General features: G+C 65.1%; 15 protein-coding genes and 1 pseudogene. 7 read left to right on the top strand and 9 right to left on the bottom strand.

Annotation, left to right across the window (positions count from 1 at the left end; genetic code table 11):
• Window positions 1-231: 231 nt before the first annotated feature.
• The 3 genes from VKI00_RS01490 to VKI00_RS01480 are packed head-to-tail and all read right to left on the bottom strand — an operon-like array spanning window position 232 to window position 2,565.
• Window positions 232-966, bottom strand: coding sequence for a pirin family protein (locus VKI00_RS01490; protein ID WP_324434749.1), 735 nt, complete (start codon window positions 964-966; stop codon window positions 232-234).
• A 27-nt stretch (window positions 967-993) separates the two neighbouring features.
• Window positions 994-1,734 carry a glucose 1-dehydrogenase gene (locus tag VKI00_RS01485; RefSeq protein WP_324434737.1) on the bottom strand — a complete coding sequence of 247 codons (741 nt, stop codon included), beginning with the start codon at window positions 1,732-1,734 and terminating at the stop codon, window positions 994-996.
• Window positions 1,735-1,740: 6 nt separating this feature from the next.
• Window positions 1,741-2,565 carry a MarR family transcriptional regulator gene (locus tag VKI00_RS01480; RefSeq protein WP_324434746.1) on the bottom strand — a complete coding sequence of 275 codons (825 nt, stop codon included), beginning with the start codon at window positions 2,563-2,565 and terminating at the stop codon, window positions 1,741-1,743.
• A gap of 127 nt (window positions 2,566-2,692) precedes the next feature.
• Here VKI00_RS01480 and VKI00_RS01475 point away from each other — a divergent pair, with 127 nt between their 5' ends.
• Window positions 2,693-3,826, top strand: coding sequence for a dihydrodipicolinate reductase (locus tag VKI00_RS01475; RefSeq protein ID WP_324434735.1), 1,134 nt, complete (start codon window positions 2,693-2,695; stop codon window positions 3,824-3,826).
• A gap of 105 nt (window positions 3,827-3,931) precedes the next feature.
• On the opposite strand, the gene VKI00_RS01470 is transcribed toward VKI00_RS01475, so the two are convergent.
• Together VKI00_RS01470 and VKI00_RS01465 are read right to left on the bottom strand one after the other, a co-directional pair.
• Window positions 3,932-4,510 carry a hypothetical protein gene (locus VKI00_RS01470; protein WP_324434733.1) on the bottom strand — a complete coding sequence of 193 codons (579 nt, stop codon included), beginning with the start codon at window positions 4,508-4,510 and terminating at the stop codon, window positions 3,932-3,934.
• A 203-nt stretch (window positions 4,511-4,713) separates the two neighbouring features.
• Complete coding sequence (locus tag VKI00_RS01465; protein ID WP_324434732.1) at window positions 4,714-6,753, bottom strand: alkaline phosphatase family protein; 2,040 nt, start codon at window positions 6,751-6,753, stop codon at window positions 4,714-4,716.
• A gap of 216 nt (window positions 6,754-6,969) precedes the next feature.
• Here VKI00_RS01465 and VKI00_RS01460 point away from each other — a divergent pair, with 216 nt between their 5' ends.
• Window positions 6,970-7,257 (top strand): CDGP domain-containing protein, encoded by a 288-nt coding sequence (locus VKI00_RS01460; RefSeq protein WP_324434730.1) that lies wholly within the window; start codon window positions 6,970-6,972, stop codon window positions 7,255-7,257.
• A 30-nt stretch (window positions 7,258-7,287) separates the two neighbouring features.
• On the opposite strand, the pseudogene VKI00_RS01455 reads toward VKI00_RS01460, so the two are convergent.
• Window positions 7,288-8,378: pseudogene (locus VKI00_RS01455) on the bottom strand (sigma-70 family RNA polymerase sigma factor).
• Here VKI00_RS01455 and VKI00_RS01450 point away from each other — a divergent pair.
• The 3 genes from VKI00_RS01450 to VKI00_RS01440 are packed head-to-tail and all read left to right on the top strand — an operon-like array spanning window position 8,326 to window position 10,467.
• Window positions 8,326-9,165, top strand: coding sequence for a lysophospholipase (locus VKI00_RS01450; protein ID WP_324434728.1), 840 nt, complete (start codon window positions 8,326-8,328; stop codon window positions 9,163-9,165). The pseudogene VKI00_RS01455 and the gene VKI00_RS01450 sit on opposite strands and share 53 nt — an antisense overlap.
• A 43-nt stretch (window positions 9,166-9,208) precedes the next feature.
• Window positions 9,209-9,958 carry a DUF2786 domain-containing protein gene (locus tag VKI00_RS01445; protein WP_324434726.1) on the top strand — a complete coding sequence of 250 codons (750 nt, stop codon included), beginning with the start codon at window positions 9,209-9,211 and terminating at the stop codon, window positions 9,956-9,958.
• Complete coding sequence (locus VKI00_RS01440) at window positions 9,955-10,467, top strand: TIGR04338 family metallohydrolase (RefSeq protein ID WP_324434724.1); 513 nt, start codon at window positions 9,955-9,957, stop codon at window positions 10,465-10,467. The genes VKI00_RS01445 and VKI00_RS01440 overlap by 4 nt, the downstream gene beginning before the upstream one ends.
• Before the next feature lie 30 nt (window positions 10,468-10,497).
• On the opposite strand, the gene VKI00_RS01435 is transcribed toward VKI00_RS01440, so the two are convergent.
• The gene (locus VKI00_RS01435) at window positions 10,498-10,638 is read right to left on the bottom strand and encodes a metallothionein (protein ID WP_324434723.1); all 141 of its coding nucleotides are present in this window, start codon (window positions 10,636-10,638) and stop codon (window positions 10,498-10,500) included.
• Between the two features lie 144 nt (window positions 10,639-10,782).
• On the opposite strand from VKI00_RS01435, the gene VKI00_RS01430 reads away from it, so the two are divergent.
• A complete protein-coding gene (locus tag VKI00_RS01430; protein WP_324434721.1) occupies window positions 10,783-11,439 on the top strand; it encodes an O-methyltransferase in 657 nt (218 codons plus the stop codon).
• A gap of 152 nt (window positions 11,440-11,591) precedes the next feature.
• Here VKI00_RS01430 and VKI00_RS01425 read toward each other — a convergent pair whose 3' ends face one another.
• On the bottom strand, window positions 11,592-12,209 hold the full coding sequence (locus tag VKI00_RS01425) for a TetR family transcriptional regulator (protein ID WP_324434719.1): 618 nt from the start codon (window positions 12,207-12,209) through the stop codon (window positions 11,592-11,594).
• A 261-nt stretch (window positions 12,210-12,470) separates the two neighbouring features.
• Between VKI00_RS01425 and VKI00_RS01420 the strand changes: the two genes are divergently transcribed.
• The gene (locus tag VKI00_RS01420) at window positions 12,471-12,692 is read left to right on the top strand and encodes a sigma factor-like helix-turn-helix DNA-binding protein (RefSeq protein ID WP_324434717.1); all 222 of its coding nucleotides are present in this window, start codon (window positions 12,471-12,473) and stop codon (window positions 12,690-12,692) included.
• A 41-nt stretch (window positions 12,693-12,733) separates the two neighbouring features.
• Here VKI00_RS01420 and ilvD read toward each other — a convergent pair whose 3' ends face one another.
• Window positions 12,734-14,449: a dihydroxy-acid dehydratase gene (ilvD, locus tag VKI00_RS01415; protein ID WP_324434716.1), complete on the bottom strand. Its 1,716-nt coding sequence runs from the start codon at window positions 14,447-14,449 to the stop codon at window positions 12,734-12,736.
• Window positions 14,450-14,593 lie beyond the last annotated feature (144 nt).

Below are 14,593 nucleotides of genomic sequence, written 5' to 3'. Positions count from 1 at the left end.
GATGCCCATTCGTGTTGCAGCGCAACGGTCATCCGTCGTGGTGTGGGATCTTGCGGTTGGCCCTTGATCTCCCACAACTTGCCGCCGCTGATGATTGTTGCCTCGATGGTGCTGAATTCGCGCCACCTGTCCAGCCCTCCGTGGGCTGCGAGGACAGCATCGAGGAGGCCAGACATCGTCCGATCATAGGCCGCGGGTGCGTGTTCGAGGGGCAGGTTGAGCGTGGCTGCGTTAGCCGCCCAGCGCTGCGTGCATCTCCCAGACCAGAATTTCGCAGGCCTCGGCGGCAGTGACTCGGACGCCGTGCGACGCGGTGAACCGCACCGCGTCACCCTCGGCCAGCTCGGCCTCGTTGCCCGGCGCCGCGATGTTCAGCCGGCCGCGCGCGAGGAACAAATGTAGGCAGGGCGCCGCGGGTAACTCGAGGCCGTCGCCGCTTCGCAGCCGAGCGCCGTGCAATGCCGCCGAGCGGTTGTGGATGGTGATGGCCGCGTCGTGCCCGGGCATGCCCGAGGCGATCGTCGCCAGGCGGCCATCCAGCAGCTCGTCGCCGATCTCATGCTGTTGGTAGCTCGGCGGGATGCCCGACACGTCGGGCTGCACCCACATCTGTACGAAGCGCACCGGAGCGGTGGTCGAATCGTTCATCTCGGAGTGCAAGATGCCGGTGCCCGCCGACATCCGTTGGGCCAGACCCGGATACACGACTCCACTGTTGCCGGCGGAGTCGCGATGCGCCAGCGAGCCGTCCAACACCCAGGTCACGATCTCCATGTCGCGGTGCGGGTGGGTGTCAAAACCGCCAGCCGGCGCCACCACGTCGTCGTTGTTGACCAGCAGCACGCCGTGATGGGTGTTGCCGGGGTCGTAGTGATCGCCGAACGCGAAGGAGTGCCTGGAGTTCAGCCACGACGTCGTGGTGACCGCCCGGTCGGCGGCCCGTCGAATCTCCACGGTGGCAGGCATGCCTTCCAGACTAATTGCCGGCATGTCCTACATGGTCTTGTGCGGAACCCCGATGGTCAGCCCGCCGTCGACGACGAACTCTCCGCCGGTGGAGTACGACGACTCGTCAGAGGCCAGGTAAACGACGCAGGCGGACACCTCGCTGGGATCGGCGCCGCGGCCCAACGGGATCTGCAGAAAGTCCTCGGGGATGCCTGCGGTCATCGGGGTGCGAATCAGCCCGGGGTGGATCGAGTTGACCCGGATGTGGTGGGGCGCCAACTCCAACGCCGCGGCCTTGGCCAGGCCGCGCACCCCGAACTTCGATGCGACGTAACCGTAAAGTCCTGGGCTGCCGCGCAGGCCTTCGACCGAGGAGATGTTGATGATCGAACCGCCGCCGGCCGCGATCATCGGTTCGACGGCGGCCTGCATGCCTAGAAACGTCCCGGTGAGGTTGACGTCGATGATCTTCTGCCAGTCGGCCAGCGGGAAGTTCTGCAGGGTGTTGCCGTTGATGATGCCGGCGTTGTTCACCAGCACGTTGAGCGGGCCGAACTCGCCCACCGCGACGTCGACGGCCGCCTTCCACTGATCGGGCTGCGTCACGTCGAGGTGGACGAATCGCGCCGCGTCACCCAATTCCTTTGCCAGCGTGTTGCCTTCGTCGTCGAGAATGTCTCCCGCGACGACCCTGGCCCCGGCGGCGACCAACGCCCGCGCGTGCGAGGCGCCCATACCGCGTGCGCCGCCACTGATCAGTGCAACTTTTCCGTCTACGCGTCCCATGGCGGGTCACGCTACCCCGGGCCGCAGCAGCGCCTGGGCGTGCCCGAGCGCGGCGTCCAGGTCGGGGAGGGTCAGAGCGTCCAGGCCGCCCAACCGGATCTCGATCTGATACTCCGGCTGGCCATCTCGCCCGAAGATTGGCAGTACGACGAATTCCGTTGACGCTAGCTCAGTTTCGAGTACATGTGTGACAGACTGCAGCGTCACCATCGTCATCAGCGTGCTGAGCTCGCGAGTGACCCGGGCGGTCGGCTCCAGGGATGCCAGCACCGCGGCGAGCCGGTTCCGCAGCGAGCTGTGGCCGGCGTCGAACCGCCAGGCCCCGTAGCCCCGCTCACGTATCGAAGCAAGCACGTGCCGATGCTCGGTGATATCGGCCCGGGTCAACCGCGGCGTGACCCGCCGCAGCCACGCATCGACGGCCTCGTCGTCGCGCCAGGCCATCGCCACCAGGCCGAACGGCGGCCCGATGGGGAGGCGTTGGCCGACGGCGTGTTCACCATCGGTGCCGTGGCCGACCGCGTCGATGTTGGTCAGGTGCGTCTGCTCGATCTTGGACATCGAGCAGGCCGCGCCAAGCGTGGTGTGCAGGAAGCCGAGCGCGTCACGGCCGCGATCCAACAACGGGAATTGGCCCCTCAGTCCGTGCACCAGCCCGAACAAGCCGCTGCCCAACGTGTAACGGCGATCGTCGTGCCGGGTCACCCACGTGCGCCGCTCGAGTTCGGCCAGCACCAGGGCGCACGTCGAGGTGCTGATCCCGCAGATCTTGGCCAATTCGGCCGACGTCCGGCCGCTCGGTGAATCCGACAGTGCCCCAAGCACATCCATCACGCGCCCGGTGGGCGGGGACTTGGCCGGCTCGGTCTCGCGCAGCGGCACTGTTGACGAATCCATCGCCGTCTTCCTACCATCCGTCCGAAAACTAACAAATACCTTCCTAATATTAGGAGAAGCGATGTACAAGGTCGGCGTGTGGGGTCCGGGCTCGATGGGTCTGATCGCCCTGCGCGGCGTGATCGACCACCCGCAGCTACAACTCGTCGATCTCGTGGTGCACAGCGATGCCAAGGTTGGTCGCGACGCGGGCGAGTTGTGCGGGATCGCCCCGGTGGGCGTCAGGGCAACGAAAGAGCCGGACGGGATCCTGGCCGGCGACGCCGACGTGGTGGTCTATGCCGCCGCAGCCAACCTGCGGCCGGCGGAGGCGATCGCGGACATGGTGTCGCTGCTGCGCGCCGGTAAGAACGTGGTGTCGTGTTCGGTGGTGCCGCTGGTTTTTCCCGACGCCGTCGACGCGGTCGTCACCGAGCCGCTGCGGGCGGCCGCGATCGCCGGTGGGGTGTCGTTCTTCACCACCGGGATCGACTCCGGATTTGCCAATGATGTTCTGCCGCTGGTGCTTACCGGGGTCTCACGCATTATCGAGTCTGTCCGGATGACCGAGATGTTCAACTATGCGACCTATCCGGACAAGGATGCGGTCTATGAGATCCTCGGGTTCGGCAAGCCGCCCGAGGAGACTCCGTTCGCGGCCACGCCCGGCGTGTTCACGTTCGGCTGGGGCCCGGTGCTGCACCAGCTCGCCGCCGGCTTGGGCACGAAGATCGACAACATCGCGGAGAACGTCGAACGGGTCGCCGCCGAGGAATCCTTCGACACTCCGACCGGACACATCGCCGCGGGCACGATCGCCGCGATGCGGTCCACGCTGACCGGATACGTCGATGGCGCAGCAACATTCGTCGTCGACCACGTCACGCGCATGCGAGACGACATCGCCCCGGACTGGCCGCAGCCGCATATCTCCATCGAGCCAAAGGATCTCGGATTCGGGTTGGCGTCCGGTCGCGGCGTCTACCGCATCGAGATCGAGGGCTCGCCGGCCATGCGTTGCGAGTTCGAGATGGCCGACGACCACGATCACGACCTCGGTGCGCGGATGGCCGGCGCATCCCGGATGGTCAACGCGATCCCGGCGGTGTGCGAAGCGCAGCCGGGTCTGCTGTCGGCGCTGGACCTTCCGATGGTCACCGGCGCGGGCCTGGTCCGGTCGGTGCCCGGGCCGTCACCGGATAGCCGGCTCTTCTAGCAGCGCCGGCCAAAGCGCTCTTAGCCGACATCATCAGCTTGTAAATGCCTTCTGGACCGTTTGCGCGACGACCCCTTCGGCCCGAATGATTATGCGGTGACCGCGCTAGCGCGCTCGTCGCTCGAATGGATGCGCTCGCCACATTCGCGCCACTAGGAGCAGAGCCACCAAAGGGTAGGGCAGGTTGTAGGCGAGAGACTTTGCGGCGCTGACGAACTTGTAGTCATAGGCCGAATCCGGCCCACATGCCAGGTGAAACAACGGCGCGTCGCCTAAGAGTCCGACGGCAAGGTACACGCCTGTACCCATCACGACCATTCCCGCGTAAAAGACGGCTGGGAGCCGAATCCACTCTCGCCCTAGCACAAACGCATAGATCAATACCAGGTAGAAGACGCCGAACAGCACCGCCGATGTGCCGACAGTGACCTGGACGAAGCGCGGGTCCACCAAAATTAGTGAATCGGTCCCGGAGTGGTAGACGAAGCGTGACATGAACCACCGCGAGTTTGGGTCCGGACGACCCAGCAGGGTGACGGGGTCTGTCAGAAACGATGTCGACGCGAAGATCGCGAACATTACGACGAAAAACCAGTCGCGTCGGCGTTCGCGTAGCGGAATCGGGACGGTTGAGAAAGTGTCCTGGTCGGCGTTGTCAGGCAACGCATCAGCGGTCTTTGACATGCACCACCACCTCCTGAACCTTTGCGCCAGGCCCCTGATTGGTCGATGGCGGGTAGCACGCCAATTCAGTGCGCTGCGAGGTCGACGACTCCTTCAAGTAGGGCGCACTCTAGGGCACCCGCGAGATCCCTGGATAGCTTTGCTTTGCGGTACATGGACGACTCATACATCGGCTTAAAGTGTATTTAGGCATTTCGCAAACATTATTTCCAGAAAGCGTTCATGGGTTGGGCGTACATGTCGTTGGCAGTGAGCGGGTCCAGAGTTCCTGGCGTAGTACGCAAGGTGTCTTCAATAGTGGCCATCAGGCTGTACTCGTTGTAGTAGGCGTTGGTGGTGAAGGGGCCGGATTGCATCCCCCCAGCCGTCACGGCGTCCTGGTTCGGGATGACGATCATCGGAACGTTGTTGCCGTCGTTACCGAAGCCCAGTGACAGGTTGTTGTTGTCCTCGTCGAACGTGATGATGATCGCGTCCTTTTGCGTCGGGTCAGTCCACGTTGGCGAGTTTTCAATGGTGGACACCTCTTGCTGGACGAACTGGTCGCCGGCCGCGACGTTGTACTGATGGTTCGTGAACTGGCTGGCAATGAACTGGGCAAGGCTAGACGGACTATCGATAGGGCCTTCCATGTTGTTGTCCTCGTCGGCAGCGATCCACGTGAATTCCGGGAAGGTGTTCGGGTCCGCGAGATTGGTGGGCAACTGTGTCAGCGGGAGCAGGTGTTCCTGCAGGTAGGCGGGGGTGTTGTCGTAGACGTAGCTGAACTCGGCAAAGGGTAATTGGTCGACGGCGTAGTTACCCGATGACACGATGTCACCCGGGTAGGGCATGCTCTGCGCGTAGCCGGCCCACGATATGCCCGCCTGATCCATTTCTTGCATGAGGCTGGGTGCGTCGATGGCGTTCGAGGCGGGGTTGTAGTCGATGCCGAAGTCCGATCCGCCCATGATCCGGAAGTAGTTGGGGTCGCTGGGGTGGCCCAGCGCGTAGTAGTTGTCCGCATATCCGTCGGTGTTGATCAGGCTGTTGATGTACGGCGCGTTGGGGCTGCCGACGATGTCGTCGACGCCCTTGTTCTCCATGTAGATCAGGAACACGTGATCTAGTTGGCCGACGTCGGACGTCGGTGGGGTGACCGGCACCGGGGTGAGGCTCGGATCGCCGACGGTGAACGACTCGTTGGCGGCGTAGGCGCCATTGTAGTCGCCGAGGAACGTGTTGTTGTCGGTGAAGATCGTGGTCACCTGCGCGGAGGTGCTGCCCACCGGGACCGTTCCGGAGATGTCGCGTTCCTCAAACTCGGTGATACCCAGGCGATCCCATACCGTGACCGGGTTGAGCGAGTCGGTGCCCAAAACGTCCCCATGTGCGTCGAGGAAGGTGACCTGCACTGAGGCGTAGGACGGGTTCAAGCCTTGGCCGCCGAGATCTGCACTCAGCGTGTACGGCGTTCCGGCTGCGCCGGTGAGGTCGACGGTTTGGCTGAGGGTGGACGTGCCCACGGGTCCGCCGCCGGCGAAATTGTTGTCGCCCAGGGGCGTGCCCGGGGGCGCGTCCTGTGGAAAGTCGAAGAGCTTTGGGAACGCAAACGAGAATGGCGACGGATAACCGCCCGGGGTGCCGTATTCGATTACGGTCGGGGTGCCGGTCTCCGTCCAGCCCGGAATGGTCACCCCGCTGTAGCCCGACCCGGACGGGTCGGCCATTTCGAAGCCGGGGTCGGCCAGCAAGTTCTGACTCATCGGCTGCGCACCCTGAGCATCGGCGCCGTTACAGACCAACCCACACGCACCGGCGGTCGGATCGGCACTGGGATCGACCTGGTTGAACCAATCATTGAGCGCGGTGTCAACCTGCTGACCAAAGCCGCTGTTAATCCAGTCCTGCTCTAGCCCATGCAACCAGGCATCAAACGGACTGGCCGCCGCCACCGAGCCCACATCAGAAAGCGAACCCAGGCCCACCCCCGCCGTCGACTCGGTGGCACCCAAGCCCAGACTGCCCAGCTCGGGAACCGCCGCCGAACCGGCAGCCACATCACCCAGCGAAGCCGTGATGGAATTGATGATCGGCTCAAGAATCGCGTCAAACTCATCGGCCTTGACCGTCGGCGCAGTAGCCAACGGCGTCATGCCCAACGCCAAAAACGCACCGACACCGCTGCTCAAACCGACTACCCGACGACGTGCCGTCGCGCTGCGCGACCGACGATTGCGCTTCGTGTCCCGATGACCAGCCATGGGTCCGACCTCGTTGTAGGCCCCCGCCAAAATCCCCTGTTAGTAATAGAGGTGTCGTTCGGACCCGGACGGTCTGGCCGTTCGTCACCGTGACGCCATCTCAGGTTTCGTTAAGGTACTCGTCAGGTAGCGGCTGTGGACGCGAAAGGGCAAAAATTTCTACACACTCTGGACGGAGCCACCGCTGCTGCCGGTACGACATGACTGGAGGCGACCATGAAGCGCGCCATCGTCGGGGGACTGGCCGCCGTGCTAATGGCCGCAGGGCTGATCACCTCAGCGCCGCAGGCCAGCGCGGGCTGCAATGGACCACCGATTACCAGCAAGTGCGATGGACCCATCCAGCCTGACGGCACCTGGCAACGTTGCGTGGGATTTACTCACTTGGTGTACAGCGGCGCCAGTTCCTTCCTCGTACCCGAGAGGCACTGCGATGTGATGGGTCCTGACCAGCACCCCGGGGATCTCGGTTTCGCCGACCCACCGACGCACATCGACGACTGAGCCGCGAACTCTCCGTGAAAGGAGAGACGCTCAAAGCCGTTGCGGCAGGCTGAATTTCGCGAACAAGGTGGTGTCCAGGAAAGCCACCACATGGGACACCCCGTCGGCGCCCATGTCCAGCACATGCAGCTGGAACGGCACGTGGTGCTCGCCGTCTCGCATGTACATCGCCGCGGCGGGCTGACCGTTGGCGGTCAACGGGATCAGGCGCATATCGCCGGGCTTCTGCGCGGGGCATTGCTGATGGATGAGCGCGATGATTGCCCGCGGGCCCTGATACCAGCCGACGAATGGTGGCATCTCCCAGATGGCCTCACGGGTGAACAACTCCGCCAGCCGGTCGATGTCGTAGGTCTCGAAAGCCGCGATGTAGCGCGTCAGCCGGTCCTGTGCGTCCGCCGAATCCGGCGCGGCCAAACGGTCCTCGGAGCTGGGCCCGGCAGCTTTCAGTTGCGAACGCGCGCGCTGCAGCAAGCTGTTCACGGCGGCCGTGCTGGCGCCGATCGCGTCGGCCACTTCGGCGGCCCTCCACTGCAGCACGTCGCGCAGCACCAGCACCGCCCGTTGCCGGGGTGAGAGGTGCTGCAGCGCCGCCACGAACGCCAACCGCACCGATTCGCGTGAGCCGACGATCACCGAAGGATCAGCGGGATGATCGACCGAATCCGGCAACGGTTCGAGCCACGGCACCTCAGTGCGCTCGATCAGCTCGCCGGTCGGATCTGAACTGGGTGCGCCCAATCCGGTCGGCAACGGCCGGCGCGCCCGGCCCTCGAGCGCGGTCAGGCAGGTGTTGGTGGCGATGCGGTGAAGCCAGGTGCGCACCGACGACTTTCCCTCGAAGCGGTCGTAGGCCTTCCAGGCGCGCAGAAATGTCTCCTGCACCAGATCCTCGGCATCGTGCAACGAACCGGTCATCCGATAGCAATGTGCGAGCAGTTCACGCCGGTAGGGCTCCGCGGCGGCCGAGAAATCCGCATCGTCATCAGCGGCGAAGTCCTTGGCGAGCACGCTCACTCAAGCGAGATTACGCACTGGCTGCGACACCCGGGGTCTACGCTGCCCCTGATGACAACCACCCGTGACGAACGAACCTTCGACGGCGTCGGCGGCGTGCGCATCGTCTACGACGTCTGGACCCCGGACGTCACGCCGCGTGGGGTGGTCGTCCTGTCGCACGGGCTCGGCGAGCACGCCCGCCGCTACGACCACGTCGCTGCGCGCTTCGGCCAGGACGGGCTGGTGACCTATGCGCTCGACCACCGCGGGCACGGTCGCTCGGGCGGTAAGCGAGTGCTGGTCAAAGACATCTCCGAGTACACCGGCGACTTCGACACTCTGGTCGGGATCGCCACCAAAGAACATCCCGGGTCCACGCGCATCGTGCTCGGGCACAGCATGGGCGGCGGCATTGTGTTCGCCTACGGCGTCGAACACCCGGACGACTACGACCTGATGGTGTTGTCCGGACCGGCGGTGGCCGCGCAGTCCGCCGTATCGCCGCTGCTGGTGCTGGTCGCCAAGACTCTCGGCGCGATCGCACCCGGCCTGCCGCTGCAAGAACTCGATGCCAGCGCCATATCCCGGGACCCGGCGGTGGTGACCGCCTACAACACCGACCCACTGGTCCATCACGGCAAGGTTCCCGCCGGCATCGCCCGCGCGCTGCTGACGGTCGGCGAGACGATGCCGCAACGGGCCGCCTCGTTGACCGCGCCACTGCTGGTCGTGCACGGTTCCGAGGACAGGCTGATCCCCGCCGACGGCAGCCGCCAGTTGGTCGAGGCCGTCGGCAGTTCCGACGTCGAGCTGAAGATCTACCCCGGCCTGTATCACGAGGTGTTCAACGAGCCGGAGCAGGATCAAGTGCTCCACGATGTGGTCTCGTGGATCAACGCCCGACTGTGAGGCGCCGCGGCGGAAAGTCGTACGGTTCCTTTAGTTTGGTGGCATGACTGACGACAAGATGCTGGCGCGCATCGCAGCCCTGCTGCGTCAGGCCGAAGGCACCGACAACGCCCACGAGGCGGAGGCGTTCATGGCGGCCGCGCAACGGCTGGCCACCGCGACGTCCATCGACCTGGCTGTGGCGCGGTCACATGCCGATAAGCGCACGCCCGCGCAGACGCCGGTCCAGCGCACCGTCACCATCGGCGCGGCCGGCACGCGGGGATTGCGGACGTATGTGCAGCTGTTCGTGGTGATCGCGTCGGCCAACGACGTGCGCTGCGACGTGGCATCGAACTCGACGTTCGTGTACGCCTACGGGTTTGCCGAGGACATCGACGCGACCCACGCGCTGTACGCCAGCCTGGTGGTTCAGATGGTGCGCGCGTCGGATGGCTACATCTCATCGGGGGCGCATCGGCCCACCCCGACAATCACCGCCCGCCTGAATTTCCAGCTGGCATTCGGCGCCCGGATCGGCCAGCGGTTGGTGGAGGCCCGCGAGCAGACCCAGCGAGAAGCGAAGAAGGATCGTCGTCGTCCGCCGGGAACCGCTATCGCGCTGCGGGACAAGGAAATCGAACTTCGCGACCACTACCGCGGCGCGTCGAAGGCGCGGGGCACCTGGCAGGCCAGCAGGGCTACTGCGGGGTATTCGTCGGCGGCGCGGCGGGCGGGGGACCGGGCCGGTAAGAGGGCGCGACTGGGAAACAGCACCGAGCTATCCGGGGCGCGGTCCGCGCTGGAGCGGTGAACGCCGAGGGATCGGCTGCGCGGGATTGGCAGCGCTCCAAGGTCTATGCCGCCGAGGAATTCGTCCGGACGTTGTTCGACCGCGCCGCCGAACACGGCTCACGCAGCGTGGAATTCTTCGGCGCGCAGTTGACACTGCCGCCGGAGGCGCGGTTCGGGTCGGTCCCGGCGGTGCAGCGCTACGTTGACGATGTGCTGGCGTTGCCGGCGGTACGACGACAGTGGCCCAAGGTAGCCCTGCTGACGGTGCGGGCGAGGCGGGCCGCTACCGCAGCACACTACGAAAACCGCGACGGCACAGGCATTATCGCGGTTCCCGACTTCGATACCGCCGACTGGGCGATGCGCGAGTTGGTGGTGCTACATGAGATCGCGCATCATCTGTGCGACGCACAACCGCCGCACGGATCGCAGTACGTCGCGACGCTGTGCACCCTCGCCGAGCTGGTCATGGGACCAGAACTCGGGCACGTGCTACGCGTGGTATACGCCAAAGAGGGTGTGCGGTAAGCACTTACGTGCGCAGCCGGCGACCGAACGTTAGACGGCGACCATTTCGTCGCCGCAGGTGCACCGGTACGGCTGGTCCGCGCCGGCGCAGTGGCATTCGACCTCGACGCGAACCCGGCAGCCACAGCCTTCGTGGGAACAGGTCAGTAGTGTTCCTGCCTCGTTTGCCATCTACTCCACCCTTATCTATCTCGGGACCCGCGAGTGGCGGGATTGTGTGGACAACGACGAACCTAGCATATACCCCATGGGGGTATCTAGTCCTCCGCCGTTATCTAGTGGCGGTCGGCGAAGGCGGCGGGCTAGCGTTGCCTCATGACCCAGAAGCCGAGTCCTGCCGACGTTGACGAATTCCTCGATACCATCGTGGTTGGCGACGATCCCGCGTTGTCTGCCGCCCTGGAGGCCAGCGACGCGGCCGGGTTGCCACGGATCGCGGTGTCGGCCCAACAAGGCAAGTTTCTGAGCCTTTTGGCTGGTGCGATCAAGGCTCGAAGCGTGCTGGAGATCGGCACCCTCGGCGGATTCAGCACGATTTGGCTGGCCCGGGGTGTGGGTCCCGACGGGCGGGTGCTCACGCTGGAATACGAGCCCACACACGCGGAGGTGGCGCGGGCCAACATCGACCGGGCCGGCGTCGGCGATCGGGTCGAGGTGGTCGTCGGCCCCGCGCTGGAGACATTGCCGACCGTGACCGACGGTCCCTTCGACCTGGTGTTCATCGACGCCGACAAGGAAAACAACGCCGGCTATCTGGAATGGGCCCTTCGGCTGACCCATCCGGGCTCAGTGATCGTGGTGGACAATGTTATTCGCGATGGCGCGATCTTGTCGCCGGACCCCGACGACAAAGTACGGGCGACGCGACGAACGCTGGAGATGATGGGTGAGCACCCGGAGCTTGACACCGCAGTGCTCCAGACGGTCGGAGCGAAGCACTGGGACGGGTTCGCGCTCGCGTTGGTGAAGTAATACTGCGACGCGCGAAGGGTATCGACAGGTACACGGCGACAGCGCGCCCAGTCCGCCAGCCTTGGTGACCGCCCCGGCCAACAGTCCGCCACCCATCCCGGCCTGACCCACCGGAACGTCGAGGGCGAGTCGATCTCCGATGTCCAGCTTTCTTACTCGCCCTGGGCCGTAGCGGCGTCGAGCAACGCGCGCACAGTCGTATAGATCTGCCGGGCCGCATCGTCGACGGTGCTCATGGGCTGCAGCATATGGCTGAAGGTCAGGCGGACGTCGACTTCGACGACCGAGTCCAAGTGCCGGTCGATCAAATCCGGAAGATCATAGAAATCCCGAGCGGCCGCGGCAATCATGTCCATTGCACCCCGCCAGATGGGTGTCGGTCCCTCGGTCAGTAGCGGAGTCAAGCCGACCTCCGTATCGCGAGCACGTGTGAGGCTCGCTTTGACCAGGGGGTCGTCGGCGCCGGCGCGCATGGTGAACGCCGCGCCGGCCGCAAGACCGGCGGCCACGTCGTCGGGATGGCCATGCATGGCCGAAATGACCCCGGTAATGAATCGGTCGGTCTCCCTTTGGACCAGAGCTTGGCCCAGTGCCTGCTTAGCGCCGATCTCCTTGTACAGCACTTGTCGGCTGATGCCGACCGTGGCGGCGATGCGTGACATGTTCACCGCCTGCCAACCCTCGGCGCAGACCAGCGCATACGCCGCGTCCAAGACGCGCCCGCGCAACAACTCGCGAACCTCGACCTGAAAGTTCGGCGCTTCCGACATGCGTCACAGCATACGACAAATCTGGTCAAGGTGTCATGATTGACAACAGTCAGGCCAAAACTGTATACATCAAGTACAACTATTGGTTAGTTGTAACCGGGAGCGGGCGCGAGGGTGAATCCGGATGGTTCCGTCGTCGAATCGTCGATGCGCTGCGGGCGAGAATGCACCGCAGAAGATCCCGCTTACGACCGGCAGGGGAGTTGCCCCGTCGCACCTGCGAACCGGGGCCAAGCCGCGGTGAGACGTCCACGGACCGACTTGGCGTGGCACCCTCAGCAGCAAGCCACGATTGTTCGGGAGGCGATGGCCCAGCTGTCCGATCCGCAGCTTGCCATGATCTACCGCTCCCATTACCTCGGGCGGACGACGACGCAGATCGCCGCAGAACTGGGGACCAACGGCGAGGTCGTCAAGCATGAACTGCACCGCGCATTGCATACAATGCGGATGACCGTGCAAAGCGCGAGCAGCGGACGCTAATCGGCAGGACTTCTGGCCGGAAAATGTTCTGCGGCCCCGATTTAGCCGCAGACCGCTCCGATCGCCGCCGAACCCACCAGCTTGACGTACTTGGCCAGCACTCCAGTGCTGTACCGCGGTGGCAGCGGGGTGAAACCCTCACGGCGGGAAGCGAACTCGTCGGGGTCGACCAGCACGTCCAAGGTGCTCTTGGCGACGTCGAGCCGGATTCGGTCGCCGTCGCGCAGGAAGGCGATCGGTCCGGCGTCGGCCGCCTCGGGCGCGACGTGCCCCACGCACAGGCCGGTGGTGCCGCCAGAGAACCGGCCGTCGGTCAACAGCAGCACGTCCTTGCCAAGCCCGGCGCCCTTGATGGCGCCGGTGATAGCGAGCATTTCCCGCATCCCAGGGCCGCCCTTGGGGCCTTCGTAGCGGATCACCACCGCGTCACCGTGGGTGATGGTGCCGTCGGCCAAGGCGTCCAACGCGGCCCGCTCCCGATCGAAAACCCTTGCGGTGCCTTCGAACACGTCGTCGTCGAAACCCGCCGTCTTCACTACGGCGCCCTCGGGCGCCAGCGACCCGTGCAGGATGGTGATCCCCCCGGTGGGGTGGATCGGATGGTCGAGAGCGTGCAGCACCTTGCCGTCGGGATCCGGCGGCGCGATGTGCGCGAGGTTCTCCGCGACGGTACGCCCAGTCACCGTCAAGCAGTCGCCGTGCAGCAGGCCGGCATCGAGCAAGGCCTTCATCACCACCGGAACACCGCCGATGTGGTCGACGTCGGACATCACGTGCTGGCCGAATGGCTTGACGTTGGCCAGGTGTGGCACGCGTGCACCGATCCGGCTGAAGTCGTCGAGCGACAATTTGACGTTGGCCTCGTAGGCGATCGCCAGCAGATGCAGCACCGCGTTGGTCGACCCGCCGAACGCCATCACCACCGCGATCGCGTTCTCGAACGCCTGCTTGCTGAGGATGTCGCGGGCGGTGATGCCGCGCCGCAGCAGTTCGACGACGGCTTCCCCGCTGTGGCGCGCGAATCCGTCGCGGCGACGGTCGGTCGCCGGTGGCGAGGCGCTGCCCGGCAGCGACATGCCCAGCGCCTCGGCGGCACAGGCCATGGTGTTCGCGGTGTACATGCCGCCGCAGGCGCCCTCGCCGGGGCAGATAGCCCGCTCGATGGCGTCGACGTCCTCGCGCGGTATCAGACCGCGAGCGCACGCGCCGACCGCCTCGAACGCGTCGATTATGGTGACCTCGCGCTCGCTGCCGTCGGACAGCTTGACGCGACCGGGAAGTATTGTGCCCGCGTAGAGGAACACCGCCGCCAGATCCAGTCTCGCCGCGGCCATCAGCATCCCGGGCAGCGATTTGTCACACCCGGCCAGCAGCACCGATCCGTCCAGGCGTTCGGCCTGCATGACGGTTTCCACGCTGTCGGCGATCAGTTCACGAGACGGCAGCGAGAAGTGCATGCCCTCGTGGCCCATCGAGATACCGTCGGACACCGAAATCGTGCCGAACTCCAGCGGATAGCCGCCCGCGGCGAACACCCCGTCCTTTGCCGCCTTCGCCAGCCGGTCCAACGACAGGTTGCAGGGCGTGATCTCGTTCCACGACGAGGCCACTCCGATCTGGGGCTTGGCGAAGTCGTCGTCGTCCATGCCTACCGCCCGCAACATGCCACGTGCGGCGGCCTTCTCCAGGCCGTCGGTGACCTCACGGCTGCGGGGTTTGATATCGACGGCGGACGACGGATTGCTGGTATCGCGCATTGTCTAAGTATGCGTGGGGTGCCCGGTGTCCCAAAATCAATTTAGATACCCCGGTGGGGTATAGAATATGCTGGCGAGAAGCCGATTCGCCGGGGTCGGCGTCGAGATCGCTCAAGCTGGCATTGAGAATGGTCTCAATACCGG

The sequence above is a fragment of the Mycobacterium sp. genome (assembly GCF_035314665.1).
Taxonomy (GTDB): Bacteria; Actinomycetota; Actinomycetes; order Mycobacteriales; family Mycobacteriaceae; genus Mycobacterium.
This window is presented reverse-complemented; position numbering and strand designations above follow the sequence as displayed.

Excerpts from the sequence above, each read along its gene's own strand:
- VKI00_RS01490 (WP_324434749.1), bottom strand. The coding sequence starts at position 966 with ATGCCTGCCACCGTGGAGATTCGACGGGCCGCCGACCGGGCGGTCACC.
- ilvD (WP_324434716.1), bottom strand. The coding sequence starts at position 14,449 with ATGCGCGATACCAGCAATCCGTCGTCCGCCGTCGATATCAAACCCCGC.
- VKI00_RS01480 (WP_324434746.1), bottom strand. The coding sequence starts at position 2,565 with ATGGATGTGCTTGGGGCACTGTCGGATTCACCGAGCGGCCGGACGTCG.
- VKI00_RS01435 (WP_324434723.1), bottom strand. The coding sequence starts at position 10,638 with ATGGCAAACGAGGCAGGAACACTACTGACCTGTTCCCACGAAGGCTGT.
- VKI00_RS01430 (WP_324434721.1), top strand. The coding sequence starts at position 10,783 with ATGACCCAGAAGCCGAGTCCTGCCGACGTTGACGAATTCCTCGATACC.
- VKI00_RS01465 (WP_324434732.1), bottom strand. The coding sequence starts at position 6,753 with ATGGCTGGTCATCGGGACACGAAGCGCAATCGTCGGTCGCGCAGCGCG.
- VKI00_RS01485 (WP_324434737.1), bottom strand. The coding sequence starts at position 1,734 with ATGGGACGCGTAGACGGAAAAGTTGCACTGATCAGTGGCGGCGCACGC.
- VKI00_RS01450 (WP_324434728.1), top strand. The coding sequence starts at position 8,326 with ATGACAACCACCCGTGACGAACGAACCTTCGACGGCGTCGGCGGCGTG.
- VKI00_RS01460 (WP_324434730.1), top strand. The coding sequence starts at position 6,970 with ATGAAGCGCGCCATCGTCGGGGGACTGGCCGCCGTGCTAATGGCCGCA.
- VKI00_RS01425 (WP_324434719.1), bottom strand. The coding sequence starts at position 12,209 with ATGTCGGAAGCGCCGAACTTTCAGGTCGAGGTTCGCGAGTTGTTGCGC.
- VKI00_RS01475 (WP_324434735.1), top strand. The coding sequence starts at position 2,693 with ATGTACAAGGTCGGCGTGTGGGGTCCGGGCTCGATGGGTCTGATCGCC.
- VKI00_RS01445 (WP_324434726.1), top strand. The coding sequence starts at position 9,209 with ATGACTGACGACAAGATGCTGGCGCGCATCGCAGCCCTGCTGCGTCAG.
- VKI00_RS01470 (WP_324434733.1), bottom strand. The coding sequence starts at position 4,510 with ATGTCAAAGACCGCTGATGCGTTGCCTGACAACGCCGACCAGGACACT.